The organism is Sporanaerobium hydrogeniformans (genome assembly GCF_002735925.1).
Classification (GTDB): Bacteria; Bacillota; Clostridia; order Lachnospirales; family Cellulosilyticaceae; genus Sporanaerobium; species Sporanaerobium hydrogeniformans.
In genome coordinates this window covers 1-14,062 of record NZ_PEDL01000037.1, presented here as the reverse complement: position 1 = coordinate 14,062, position 14,062 = coordinate 1, and the positions used below count along the sequence as shown (strand labels likewise).

Below are 14,062 nucleotides of genomic sequence, written 5' to 3'. Positions count from 1 at the left end.
CTCATGTCTTTAAGAAGGAATATAAAAAATTTAAACTTTCGTGTTACAGTGGAGAGCAAGAAAGAAGGCTTTTCGCAGGTTTCCTCCACAGACTTTCGCAAAGTCTTGGTGAAGGCCTGTAGGCTGTCTTTAGGGACGTTATCGCAAGCGTTCTTCTTGCGATAGGTAGGACCGTTAGTCTACAGGACTGAGCCTAGAGTTTGCCAAGGCGAGGACCCAGAAACCGGAGAAAAGCCTTCTTTCTTGCGGCCGCGTAGGCACCCCTTCTTTTTCTTGACTTTTAAATTCCTAAGGGCACCTCAACAAACTGAAATTTTCCTTCTTACCCTATTACTCTATTCTTTCAAATAGTTGTCGTGTTATAATATAAATACATCATTTGATATTTTTTATAAAGTTGAAGATAAAACACGAAAAAATAATCTATCTGGATATAATAAAAATAATTTATAAAAAGTTATGCAAGATAAGGAAGGTTTTATATGAGTAGAAAAAGAAACTTAAAAATGAAAAAAGTAGGGTTAGAACATCTTGCTCAGTATAACCAACTACTAAGATATGTATTTCAAGTAACAGATCAAGACCTTCAGCAAATTGGCTGGGAAGAAAAAGAAATGATCCGCGCTAAATCTCCCACACTTAAACAGGCAGATGTTATGGGATGGTTTGATGGAGATAAACTTATTTCTCAAGTAGCTGTTTACCCTATGCAGGTACGTATATTTGGACATACTTACTCCATGGGAGGACTTACAGGTGTTGGTACTTACCCTGAATATGCCAATCAAGGACTCATGCATAAATTACTCTATGAATCTCTTAAACATATGAAAGAAAAACATCAGACTATTTCTTACCTTTATCCTTATTCTATTCCCTATTATCGTAGAAAAGGTTGGGAAATTATTTCGGATAAAATTACCTTTGAAATTCGTGATTATCAACTTCCTAAAAATAAACGTGTCACTGGAGAAGTTGAACGAGTAGCTATTGAAAGTGATGAGGTTAAAAATGCTTATCATCGTTTTGCACTTCAAACCCATGGTGCTTTACTACGTGATGAACTGGCTTGGAATGAATACTTCCTTTGGGATTCAGATGATTTAATGGCTGCTGTCTACTATAATGACCAAGGTGATCCAGATGGCTATGTACTTTATTGGATTAAAGAAGAAGTTTTCCATATTAAAGATATGATTTTTATTAATGAAGAAGCACGCAGTGGTTTATGGAATTTTATAAGTGCCCATTTTTCTATGATTACAAAGGTTATAGGTAACACTTATACCGATGAACCCCTCGCCTTTTTGCTAGAAGATGCAGATATTAAAGAAAGTATCTCTCCTTATTTTATGGCTCGGATTGTCGACTTAGAGTTGTTTATTTCTCAATATCCTTTTAAACCGGATACTATAGAACGAGAATGGACTTTTATAATGGATGACCCTATTCTTTCTTGGAATCAAGGTCCTTTTAAACTCTCTATTTCTACTGATGGAAAGGGTGAAATAACTCGCACCTCCACTCGAACTCATGATAAAATCGATATTCAAACTATGACAACTATGTTACTAGGCTATAAACGTCCAGACTATCTTCATAAAATTGGTCGCCTTACTTGTAGTGCTGAAACCTTAGATATGTTAGAGGATGCCATTGAGCAACAAACTCCTTATTTTTCTGATTATTTTTAAATACTTCTTTATTAGATGGTTGATGATAAAGAGAAGGCCTAAAAATTTTCGTATATTGAAAATTCTTAGGCCTTCTCTTTTTATAACCTGATTTTATCAACTAACTTCTATACTTCCTTCTCTTAAAGCAAAGGATTAATAGGCTCCCTCCCACTAGGGTTATACCTGCTACAAGTAATAATCCTTTTTCTTCAATTGTTAAAGAGGCCTTCTCTAATTTGTTCATCTCATTAGGCCTTGTTCTGTTTTCCCTGCCAGGACCGTTTTTACTTAAATCTTGAGGTGGTTGATTATTAAATCCTCCTTTTCCCCCACCCATAGAACCTAAGTTGTTTAAATGAACAGTTGTTGCTATACTGCCATAGCTTTCACTAGGCTGCTCTCCACTTAATTGTGCTTTAATACTTGTTGCCCTATCTTTCCCAAATTGAATAAGCTCTGCTACTGCTGTTTGGTATTCTTCATAACTATAAAAAGCCGTAGGGTCTTCCTTAACTGCCTCACTAATAAGTTCATTTACCTTTTGAATAGTTACTTCATATTTTCCATTTTCTACATACTCCGTAACTAATTTATTTAAATAATTATGATACTGCTCTTTGTAAGGCTCTACTTCTAAAAGTTTAGCAATAAGGGGACTATTTTCCATTGAATCTGTTACAGGGGTATCAATGGGGAAGTTAATTGCTTGTGTAGCATTTAAAGAACCATAACCTGCAAAAGCTAAATTATAATCCCAAGGTAAAATTTGTACCTTTCCATTTTCTTCATAGAGATAAAAATTATGTTTCATATTACTTGCATAGCTATCCAAATTCACAATGAAAGTATTAATAGCAAAATAGCGAAGAACCTCATCTACATCAAGATAGTCCTCTAGATTAGTCCCTTCTGATAAATTTTTCATCATATCGACTATCTTTTGCTTATCTGCGTCCGTTGTTTTCTTGAAAATAGTATTATCAAATATACCTGAATAACTAGAAAGTTCATCATCCTTATAAACTAAATTTGTTCCTGATGAACTACCCTTATCTGCACCGAGACCCCCTTGCATCTCTGTTGGTGGAGCCATATCTCCTTGCATTGCTTGATTATTAGGATTATCTGGCATATCTTCTGATGGCTGCATATTACCTTCCATCGCTTCATTATTTAGGTTATCTGGCATACCTCCTGGTGGCTGCATATTGCCTTGCATTGTTTCATTATCTTGATTGCTTGGTCTTTGTATGCCATTTTTCCCTCCTGGAGGCATTTGCCCCATTTGTCCACCTTGTTTATTGCCACCAGCTCCCAATTTATCGCTCTCTACTTTATAGAGATTGCCATCCAAACTACCGTAATTACGTTCAATAAAACTCTCTTCTAGCGTTTCTACTGCTAAATAAACACCCCATACTTCATCATTCACACTTACTTTAGCAAAGGCAAAGCCTGGAGTTGCAATTCCCATACTATTATACATATCATAAGCTAAATACTCTTTCATATAGGTAGCATCACCTATACCATTATTAAGAACCATTTTATCTAGTCCATAAAAGCTCTGCCCTTTGATGTATTCATCAAACTTAATTTTAAAGCTAAAGCGATCTGTGGTACTATCTGAAGCCACCATACTAAGTGAAGAGTTTCCCTTTGCCCGAATCCCTACGGAACTTACTGTTTCACCATTAATTGTTAGGTTCGCTGCTACATATTGTTCATCCATAGCATTTTCTAATAATTCTTCCCACTGCTTTTCATCAATCTCTATATTAATTTCTAATAGTTTCTCTTTATCAAAAATCTTTTCCATATAAATGGCATCATTACTACTTACAGCCTCTATGCTATTTATATTTTTTTGTGAAAGACTATACCCACCAATAAGCCCTATTACTGCAAGAATAATAGTACATAGAGCTAGTGGAAAAATGTGCTTGTCCTTTATCATATTCTATCACCTCTTCACCTACTCTCTACCCCATGTACTCACCATTGTAGCTGACTAAAACAGCATTTTCCACACCATCTATTTGACTAATTTCATTAATAAATCTAGTAGTCATATCTTGTAAACGTAACTCTACGGTAAGTTCAATGCCGTTTCTAGCTGAAACTGTCTTAGATTTTATGACGTGTTTTTTCACACTACTTTTTACTCTCTGCATAACATCTTGTTCTGCTCTATCATCTACACAATTAACTACTAAAATATAAGGGTTATCCCTACTCGTTTTATTCACAAATAAAATCATAATAAGTCCAATAAAGAAAGAACCTATGAGGGCGAGTGGTATAAGTCCTGCTCCTAACACAATCCCTGCACTAATTGCCCAAAAGAGGAAAGCAATGTCAATAGGCTCCTTAACTGCACTTCTAAAACGTACAATAGACAAAGCACCTACCATCCCTAATGAAAGTATCACATTAGAAGTAACTGCTAAAATAATAAGAGTAGTAATCATCGTCATTGCCATCAAAGAAACACCAAAATTACGTGAGTACATGACCCCACTAAAAGTTTTCTTATAAACTGCCATAATAAATAGCCCTAAAGCAAAAGCTAAGGCTAGAGCAATCACCATGTCTAAAAGAGACAAAGAAGTAAGTTTACTTAAAAAGCCATTTTTAAATACATCACTAAAATTAATCGTCTGATTCATCTTTCTTTCCTCCAATTATTATCCATACATTCTACATACTGCATATTTTGAAAAAGCTGTTGCCCTACGCTCATTGGTTTGAATACAGTCCGCTATGATCTGTGGTAAAAATGCATCATATTTAACTTCTAAAATAATATAACGCTTATCCAGTGTCTCCACTGTTAACTTTTCTGTGTTTAAAAAATCCACAGCAAACAATCCCGTTTTAATAGATTTATCAAAGGTAATACGTACATTTCCTGGCTCATAAATATAGGCCTGCCTTACATAGTCCACTATTGTTTTAGGCTTTATGAGCTGTGTTTTCATCTTGACATAAAGCTCATTAAAAAGAGGCTCTGTACTTTCTTTTAAAAAGTCAATTTCCCCTTCTATTAAAAGATTACATTTCTCCTTTGAAATAAAGGTACTGACCTTAGAGCAAAGCCCATTATACTTTGACTTTTTTTCTAAACGAATAAAACTTGTATCATCATTATAATAACGTAAGCGAAATTTTTCCCTATTATTGATACCTAGAAGCTTTTCATTTAAAGCTTTGTCACTATAATTATCAAAGTAGAGACTTCGAATCTTATAGTCTTTGCCTTCTCTAGCATTTTTATCTACATGTGCAATAAACTTTAAACGCTTGCTGATTGCTAAATAATCCGCTTCGTTAATTAAATGCTTGATTTCATGTCTAAATACCATCCTCTTTTCACCTCCTTCTTGCTCGTACATCTAATTATAGGCCGATAACCTTAAACCAATCTTAAAAACTCTCATAAGAAAACTTCATTCTCTTTTTCTTATTTTAAGAATTTTTTAAGTTTCATGTGGTACAATACCTATACAAGTTTAAAAGCATTTCATAGAGAAAGGATATTAGAAAATGCGTATTCTCATTATAGAAGATGAAAAGTATTTAGCCGATGCCCTGGTGCAGATTTTAACACAAAATAAGTATAGTGCAGATGCTGTTTATAATGGTGAGGATGGCCTTGATTATGCTCTAAGCGGCATTTATGACATTATTTTATTAGACATTATGCTTCCTAAGTTAAATGGTCTTGAAGTATTAAAAAATTTGAGAGAAAAGGGACTCCAAACGCCTATTATGCTCCTTACTGCTAAAGGTGAAGTTTCTGATAAAGTTAGTGGTTTAGACCATGGCGCAGATGATTATCTGACCAAGCCTTTTGTTACAGAGGAACTCCTTGCTCGTCTAAGAGCATTATCTCGAAGGCGAGGCGATTTGATTTGTGATGATTCTTTACATTTTAAAGACCTAACTCTTAATCTTTCTACCTACGAATTAAGCTCTTCAACAAAAAGTATTAAATTGGGACTGAAAGAATTTCATATTCTTGAATTTCTCATAAGCCATGGAGAACATGTAGTAAGTAAAGAAGAGTTGTTAGAAAAAATATGGGGCTATGATTCTGATGCGGAGTATAATCATGTAGAAGTCTATATTTCCTTTCTTCGCAAAAAACTTCTTCATTTACAGTCTAAAGTATCTATTCAAACTCAGCGAGGAGTTGGCTACTATTTAGAAGGAGAAAGACATGATTAAAAAATTAAAAAATCGCTTTATCCTTATTACCATGTCGCTTCTTACCTGTATTTTAGTTGCACTCCTTACAAGTATCTGTCTACTCATGTATAACGGTGGTAAAGAACAATCCTTACGTACCCTTCAAGATATCGCCCAAAGGGATGGGATTCCTGAAAAGCTTAAGCCACCGACTATGTTCCCAGTCAAAAAACCTCTTTCTCTTGCTACTCCTCCTCAATTTCCTATGGGAAATCCTAATAGGCATAATAGTTTCTCTGTGAAATGTGACGATTCTAACCAAATGATTTCCCTTCAGCTTAATCTTTGGGACGCAGAAGAGGTAGATCAGCAAAAACTACAGCTCCTTGTTACAAAGGTACATGATTCTCCTAAAACAACTGGTATTATTCAATTAGAAGGACTTGAGCTTCGTTTTCTTAAACAAACTAAACCCTACGGCTCTATTATTGTTTTCCTAGATCGCTCCCTGGAAATAGCAACCTTTAATCGCTTAGTTTTGTCATGTCTTATCATTGGTATTCTCACCCTAGGCATCTTCTTTATCATTAGCTATTATCTTTCTTTATGGGCCATTCGTCCTATGGCCGATGCATGGGAAAAACAAAAACAATTTGTAGCAGATGCCTCTCATGAACTTCGTACACCTTTAACGATCATCTCCGCCAATATAGATGCTGTTCTTAATCAACCACTTGATACAGTTGATAGACAAAGTAAATGGCTTAAGTACATTCAATTTGAAACACGCCGTATGAATAAACTGGTTAATAACCTTTTAGAATTAGCTAAGCTAGATTCCCTTGATTCAAAAGAGAATGCTACTTCTTTTAACCTAAGTGATGTAATGATGAATGTTTGCTTGCCTTTTGAATCCCTCATTTTTGAAGGAGGTAAGACCTTTAATCTCTCTATTGAAGAAAATATCTATTGCTTTGCTAATGAAGATAAACTTAGGCAACTTGCTATCATCCTTTTAGATAATGCAATAAAAAATGCTATTGTAGGTGGTTCTATTGATGTTTCTTTAAAAAAGCATAAAGAAAAGATTTATCTTACTGTAACCAACACAGGTCCCGGGATTCCACCTGAACATTTGCCCCACATTTTTGAACGCTTTTATCGTGCCGATATGTCAAGAGTGCATGAATCAGGTGGATACGGCTTAGGTCTCTCTATTGCCAAAGCTATTGTTTTACAGCACGGCGGAACTATAGAAGCTAAAAGTAGCCTTGAAGGACCCACAAGTTTTGAAATCACCTTACCGACAAAGTTAGGCCGTCCCCCTCGTTAAGTGCCTTTCTTTATACTTAGATCTCTGCTCCAACTTAATATTTACGTAATATTTAAGGGTATCCCATAAACTGGATACCCTTATTTTTATAGATTCTATTGCTTTTTATATAAATATATGTATAATAATTATTACGAACTTGTTACACGTTAAACACTTTTGTAATAAGTTTAAATCCGAATTGAAAGAAGAGGAAAAACATATGAAATTACACAAATCATTATTTATTTTAGCCGCTACGGTAATTGGTTCAGGAGCTACAATGCCTCTCTATGCCAAATCCAATTCGTACTGCCCAGCTAATAAAAAAACTAACGTAAGTCCCCTTTATCAAGTAGAAAATTCTACTACTGATTGTAATTATCGTTTTATCACCCAATCCTTTAAATGTTATAATCTCATGGAACTTATTCAAAACATAAATAGCTCAAATAAACCAGAGATTAACTTCCCTGATTGTAACAAACCTAATATAGAAATACCTAGTACAGAAACACCTGATACAGACAAACCTGGTACAGAAACACCTGATACAGACAAGCCTAGTACAGAAATACCTGATACAGACAAGCCTAGTACAGAAACACCTGATACAGACAAGCCTAGTACAGAAACACCTGATACAGACAAGCCTAGTACAGAAACACCTGATACAGACAAGCCTAGTACAGAAACACCTGCACCTTCACCAGATGTAAATGTTTCTAGTCAAACTGCTTTTGAAAATAAAGTATTAGAACTTGTTAATGTGGAACGAGCAAAACAAGGTTTAAAAGCCCTAACAATGGATGAAAGTGTAAGAAAAGTTGCCCGTGCCAAATCAACAGATATGTCCCAAAAAAACTACTTTAGTCATACGAGTCCAACCTATGGTTCTCCTTTTGATATGCTAAAAAGCTTCGGTATCAGCTATAAAAGTGCCGGTGAAAACATCGCTCAAGGTTATCCAACACCTGAAGCTGTTGTAACAGGTTGGATGAATAGCCCAGGTCACCGTGCGAATATCTTAAATGCTAGCTATACTCATATTGGTGTAGGCTATGAAGCAAACGGTAAATACTGGACTCAACTTTTCATCGGTAAATAAATCATTATTAGATAGTCCTCCTCATATTTTAAGAGCCTTTGCATATAAAGTACTTTAACAAAAAAGTTCTTTTAGCAAAGGCTCTTAACTTTCTATTATTTTTTAAAGCTTTTTATGGTCAATAAGACTATTGATATAGCTTTGCATATAAGGTACCGTCGCACCAAACATAATTACCATTAGACCTGCTAACATAACTGAAAGCTTTTCTTTAATCCATAATTCTTGCTGGATTTTTTGAAGGCCTGCAGCAAATTTAATATGTAGTATTACCATCCCAACAATCCATAAAACCATCATCATACAAAAAATAAATAGTCCAATTAAAAGGCTACTTCCAAAAACACCTGGTTTTCCTAGAGCTTGATAAATAATAAAACCTATTCCTATAAAGGTTGCTGCATAAGCCCCTACTGTACTAATCAACATCTTTTTAGTAAATTCTACATCAAATATCTTTTTACCTATTAATTGATTAAGCCCTTCCATAGAAGTAATTATCCAATAAAGCCCATAAAAACCTAAGGTCACGATATTCAGTAAAAAAACGACTATAAGGTTTCTCTTTTTCATTGCCATTCTCCTTTGAATTTCTTGTGTCTTTTAACCCTCTGGTTTGCTTTTATTATACACAGAATGGCTTTTGTTAGCAAATGAGTTTTACTCTGTCTTAATAGCTGTTAATGCGGATAATTGTGTGGCCCTTTTAGCAGGCATATACCCTGCTAAAAGCCCTATAACTGTTGCAAAAACAATGGAGGCCATTGCTAGCTCTATAGGGATAATAGAAACATACGTTTTATAAGCGGTTGAAGTTCCTACTAAATCTCCAAAAAACTCTAAGCAATAGGTATTTAAAATCCAAGAAATACCATAGCATAGGATCACGCCAAAGACACCACCTAAAAAGCCAATAATAGAAGCTTCTACTAAAAACATTTGTTTAATATCTGAAATAACTGCACCGATAACCTTCATAACTCCAATTTCTCTCGTACGCTCATAAATAGACATCATCATCGTATTGGTAATACCAATGGCTGCTACAATAAGTGAAATGGCACCTATACCCATTAAAATAAGCTGAATGCTTGAAGCCATATTTTGCATTTCGTCAAGAGTATCTTGTGCTCCTGAAGTTTTAAATCCTATACGTTCAATCATGCTTTGAATCATGGGAACTTTATCTGAATCAATAACTTTAACAATAACTGAGTCATAGGTATCTACAGTTGTTTGTGGTGTGCTTCCTGTTTGTTTAGCCGTATGGATAGCCTTTTGCTTAATTAGCTTAAGTACCATCTCTCGTGGCATAAAAATCACGTCATCCGTATCTGTGTTCCCACTTGGTAATACCCCCACAATTTGCACACTAATAGGCTTGGGTGTAGAGGTGGTGCTACTGCTCATTGAAGCACCTGGTCCCATCAATGTATTATTCCCTGTTCGGAAAGTAAAGGTACTAAAACTTAGACTTACTGGGTCATTAAATAAATCATACTCTGTCTCTTCGATTTGTTTAGATTGATTATCCCCCATCCTTGGGTCAAAAGGCATATCTCCTCTCGGCATCATACCATCAGGCATACCCCCACCATTTGTCATCCCATTTCTGTTTGGTATTCCACCTCCACCAGGCATCCCTCCACCAAAGCCACTACTTCGATTGCTGTTACTACCTTTTGAACTATTCGTTTTACTGTCTACTCGCTGACCTTTCTTTACAAGTTGATCTGTAAATTTACCTCCTACTAAAACAACATTTTCTTCACCATCCTCGTAATTTCTTCCCTCTGTAGCCTCATATCCAAGGGCTGTAAGTTCCTCAGCGTCATAACCTATAATGGTTACCTCTCGCATAGTACCGTACCCCCCAACAGTAACAGTCATACTTGTTTCAATACGTGGCATTACTTTTTCTACATACGGCAAACTTTCAAACATGGTAATGGCATCATCATCTAACTCCTCTACTTCCACTAAACTATCCATATCACTTTGCTCTGTAACATGAATAAGGGTAAGAGCTCCCCACTGATTTATCTGATTTTCATAATTTTGATTCATGGCTAAAGCTAAAGAGACCATAAGTACAATAGAAGAAGTACCTATAAGTACACCTAAAATAGTCAGTGCTGAACGAAGTTTGCGCCGCCACAAGCTCCGCACACTCATAAATACTAAATCTAATTTATTCATGCAAATGCATTCCCTTTATTTGTTTTCTTCTCTTAATTACTTTAAAGGTTATAAAAGCACCTGCGGCAACTGCTAGAGCTAAAACTACTATGACCCATTTATTGACACTTTGACTAACATGAGGTGCTCCATTCATTGGCATCCCACTACGTTCCGACATTCCCTCCTTACCATTAGTCATTTCATTTTGATTAGTCGTACGTTCTACTACTTCCATTTCAAAAGGATGACGAATACTTTGCTTTGCACCCGTGTTATCATCGTATTCAATCACTAAAGTAGCTTGTAACTTTCCAGTAGTTATAGGTGTTACGGTTGGTAAATAATATTCCGTTGCACCTTTTGAAAAGGTAGAAAGATAGGACTTATTGTCTTCTACAGCAAAACCTTCTCCTTCAAGGTAGATCATAACGTTATTAATATCTGCTTTACCTGTATTATAAAGCGTTGCTGTAATAGAGGTTCCTCTGCCTTGAGTTAAATTACCTATTTGAATTTGTGCTACATCAATCGCTAATTCTTGTTCTACAGGAATAGCAATGGTTTCAGTACTCGTAAGGATGTTTCCTTTATTATCTTCATAGCTTATGTTGATAGCTATTAAATACGTCTTAGCTGTGGTTGTCCCTAAAGTAGAAAGTTCAATTTGCCTAGTTTGTATTTCTCTAGGTGCCAGCTTGGTTACAAATAAGGTATTACTTCCACTCACAGGTATAAAAATATCTGAGTTAGAATTATTCGAACTATTTGTGCTATTGGAGCTATTCCCCGAACTATTACTTGAGTTATTATTGCTACTTGAATTGTTTGAATCACTTCCATCAATAGTCACTGCCAAATTGTAAATTTCTTTTGAAGAATGCGTATTATAAAAATCAAGACTTAAAAGTGTACTTTCTCCTGCTTTAACAATTTGTGGTGAAAGCTGATATTGTCCAATGATGACACGTGGTTTAGTACTTTCTTCATTCTCTTCATTACTTACACTCACACTGGCATACTGATGAATACTTGTTTTTTCATTGTTGTATTCATATTCTACTAAGATTTCAATAGGATAGGTACTGGTTGTAATATCTTCTGTTGCTGCTAAGGTTACTATATAGTCTCTAGTCTCTCCTTTTTTAATACTTGGGATAACAAATACACTCTGAGACTTAGGAATGATGTTACTTGCTGGGTTTACACTTACCTTAACATTTTTAGCATTTCCTTCACTTTTAATTTGAAAGCTAATAGTGAAGTTTTGGTTTGCCATGTAAGTACCACTTGGACTTTGTACCTTGTTAATACTCATTTCTCCTAATGTACTTAGTGTATCTGTATTGAGATAAATATACTGTGTATCTGTATATTCGTCACCTGCTTCACTTGCATAAGTAAGACCTACTTCTAACAAAATCATATTCGTACTTGTACTACTATCTAACTGAATTTGACTCTCTACAGTAGTTGTACTTCCTGCGGCAAGAGAATTAATGTATTTCACATTGCTATTTCCTATTATAGCTACGTCTTTTTGGTTTTTTATTTGAAGCTTGATATTCTTAGCAAGCTTCCCTCCTGAATTTTTAACTATAAGTTTTAAATCATTTACTTCACCTAATTTAAAAACCTTATCTTTGGCAATACTTAATTCTAAAACAGGTGGGGTAGCTACACTATCCACTTGAAGTTGAAGAATCTGCTTCACCCCATTCATCTCAACATTTATTTTATATGTACCTGCTTTGACGGTACTATCTGCCTCTACAATAAAACTAATCGTCTTGGTTGCTTTCGATTGAATAGTACCTAGTTCAATGTATTGTCCTTCCTTAAGGCTAAGACCGACTACAGAATCCGCCAAGCTGATTTTTACAATCCCATTTTTTACAGCCATGCTACTGCTATTTTTGATTTGTAAAGAAAGCTTTTTAGTTTCTCCCGCCTTAATACTTGCACTCATATTACTTGTTATACTTGAGTCTAATACAAGTGCACCTTGAATATCTGCATTACTAACTGTATCTAATGTAATAGTCTCTTGTACAGATCCACCTTCATACTTCAGAGTAATGAGCATTTCTGAACCACTTCCTGAGTACGTTATACCCCTAAGCGTAGCATATCCAATCTGTCCTGTTGTAAAAGCTGTATCTTCCATATCATTATCATTACCATCCGTAATGGTATAAGAAAATTTATTCTTATCAACTGCTGTTCCACTGACCTCAACACCTGTTATTTTGAGAGGATCTTTACTTGGGCAAAATTTAATTTTTGCATTAATAGCGTCACCTTCTATTAACTTAGAGGTTGTATAGGTTTTATCTAAAATAAGTAGTTTATCTTCTGCCGCAAAACAAGTATACGGCAAAAACATACTAAGTGTAAGTGTCAGTATGAGCATAAAACCTAAGTTTCTAAATCCTTTTTTATAATATAGCATATTGTTTCTCTCCTTTACCTCTTTCTTGATTTAGAGTATATTTAATCTTCTCTACATTGCCGTTTCTCATGGTGACTATTTTACTTGCGTAATCTGCAATTTCTAAATCGTGTGAAACGATAATAAGTGTCTGCTTATATTCCTTGGCAATGCCTGTAATAATGTTCATCACTTCGTAAGTTGTAGCAGTATCCAAATTCCCCGTTGGCTCATCTGCAAATAAAATAGTTGGACGATTTACAAAAGCTCTAGCAATGCTTACTCGTTGCTGTTGCCCCCCACTCATTTCATTGGGCTTATGTCCCAAACGATCTCCAAGACCAACGGCTTTAAGCATCTCTATCGCTCGTTTATCACGTTCTCTTTTAGGGACACCTTGAAAAATAAGAGGTAAGCTCACATTTTCTAAAGCAGTTAATGAGGCAATCAAGTTATAAGCTTGAAAAACAAAACCAATATAACGTTGTCTAAATTTAGCCAACTGTACTTCATCATACTTATGAATCGGACATCCTTTAATTAAGATGGTTCCTGATGTAGGTTTTTCAAGTCCAGCTAACATATTTAGTAAAGTGGATTTACCTGAACCAGAGGTACCAAATAAACAACATATCTCCCCTTCTTCTATTTCCAAACTAAGGTCATCTAATGCAACGACCTTCTCACTTCCCATAATGTAAATTTTCTTCAAATTATCTACTTTTATAATAGCTTCCATATTTTCTCCTTTCTTGTGTGATACTTCAAATGCTTACACTATCTCCTATTCACTTTATGATATAAAACAAATGTCATAAAAATATCATCCAATTATGTGAAATATATGGGAAGTTAAATACTTGATGTATATAAATTTCAGTTTGTTGGGGTGCTCTTAGGAATTGAAAGTCAAGAAAAAGAAGAGGTGTAGACGCGGCCGCAAGAAAGAAGGCTTTTCTCCGGTTTCTGGGTCCTCGCCTTGGCAAACTCTAGGTTCAGTCCTGTAGACTAACGGTCCTACCTATCGCAAGAAGAACGCTTGCGATAACGTCCCTAAAAACAGCCTACAGTCCTTCACCAAGACTTTGCGAAAGTCTGTGGAGGAAACCTGCGAAAAGCCTTCTTTCTTGCTCTGCACTGTGTCACGAAAGTTTAAATTTTTCATA

The 14,062-nt window shown here is 35.3% G+C and carries 11 protein-coding genes; 4 read left to right on the top strand and 7 right to left on the bottom strand.

Translation table 11 applies throughout. The annotated features are described in order from the left end of the window. Window positions 1–482 precede the first annotated feature (482 nt). On the top strand, window positions 483–1,694 hold the full coding sequence (locus CS063_RS16735) for a GNAT family N-acetyltransferase (protein WP_099450828.1): 1,212 nt from the start codon (window positions 483–485) through the stop codon (window positions 1,692–1,694). Between the two features lie 100 nt (window positions 1,695–1,794). Here the strand turns inward: CS063_RS16735 and CS063_RS16730 are convergent, their stop codons facing one another. From CS063_RS16730 to CS063_RS16720, 3 genes are read right to left on the bottom strand one after another with little or no spacing between them, the layout of a single operon-like run. Further along, complete coding sequence (locus CS063_RS16730; protein ID WP_099450827.1) at window positions 1,795–3,633, bottom strand: CotH kinase family protein; 1,839 nt, start codon at window positions 3,631–3,633, stop codon at window positions 1,795–1,797. A 25-nt stretch (window positions 3,634–3,658) separates the two neighbouring features. Next, window positions 3,659–4,345, bottom strand: a complete 687-nt coding sequence (locus tag CS063_RS16725; protein WP_099450826.1) for a DUF4956 domain-containing protein — start codon at window positions 4,343–4,345, stop codon at window positions 3,659–3,661. Window positions 4,346–4,363: 18 nt separating this feature from the next. After that, window positions 4,364–5,041, bottom strand: a complete 678-nt coding sequence (locus CS063_RS16720) for a polyphosphate polymerase domain-containing protein (RefSeq protein WP_099450825.1) — start codon at window positions 5,039–5,041, stop codon at window positions 4,364–4,366. Between the two features lie 181 nt (window positions 5,042–5,222). Between CS063_RS16720 and CS063_RS16715 the strand changes: the two genes are divergently transcribed. The 3 genes from CS063_RS16715 to CS063_RS16705 all read left to right on the top strand — a co-directional run bounded on the left by CS063_RS16715 (window position 5,223) and on the right by CS063_RS16705 (window position 8,287). Then, a complete protein-coding gene (locus CS063_RS16715) occupies window positions 5,223–5,906 on the top strand; it encodes a response regulator transcription factor (RefSeq protein ID WP_099450824.1) in 684 nt (227 codons plus the stop codon). After that, window positions 5,899–7,200, top strand: coding sequence for a sensor histidine kinase (locus tag CS063_RS16710; RefSeq protein ID WP_099450823.1), 1,302 nt, complete (start codon window positions 5,899–5,901; stop codon window positions 7,198–7,200). The genes CS063_RS16715 and CS063_RS16710 overlap by 8 nt, the downstream gene beginning before the upstream one ends. 202 nt (window positions 7,201–7,402) lie before the next feature. Continuing rightward, window positions 7,403–8,287, top strand: coding sequence for a CAP domain-containing protein (locus CS063_RS16705; RefSeq protein ID WP_308415555.1), 885 nt, complete (start codon window positions 7,403–7,405; stop codon window positions 8,285–8,287). Between the two features lie 102 nt (window positions 8,288–8,389). Here the strand turns inward: CS063_RS16705 and CS063_RS16700 are convergent, their stop codons facing one another. From CS063_RS16700 to CS063_RS16685, 4 genes are all read right to left on the bottom strand, one after another. Next, window positions 8,390–8,860, bottom strand: a complete 471-nt coding sequence (locus CS063_RS16700; protein WP_099450822.1) for a DUF4234 domain-containing protein — start codon at window positions 8,858–8,860, stop codon at window positions 8,390–8,392. An 87-nt stretch (window positions 8,861–8,947) separates the two neighbouring features. Then, window positions 8,948–10,486 carry an ABC transporter permease gene (locus CS063_RS16695; RefSeq protein ID WP_099450821.1) on the bottom strand — a complete coding sequence of 513 codons (1,539 nt, stop codon included), beginning with the start codon at window positions 10,484–10,486 and terminating at the stop codon, window positions 8,948–8,950. Beyond that, the gene (locus CS063_RS16690) at window positions 10,479–12,917 is read right to left on the bottom strand and encodes a COG1361 S-layer family protein (RefSeq protein ID WP_099450820.1); all 2,439 of its coding nucleotides are present in this window, start codon (window positions 12,915–12,917) and stop codon (window positions 10,479–10,481) included. Before CS063_RS16690 ends, CS063_RS16695 begins: the two co-directional genes overlap by 8 nt. After that, window positions 12,904–13,635: an ABC transporter ATP-binding protein gene (locus CS063_RS16685; RefSeq protein WP_099450819.1), complete on the bottom strand. Its 732-nt coding sequence runs from the start codon at window positions 13,633–13,635 to the stop codon at window positions 12,904–12,906. The genes CS063_RS16690 and CS063_RS16685 overlap by 14 nt, the downstream gene beginning before the upstream one ends. Window positions 13,636–14,062: the final 427 nt, after the last annotated feature.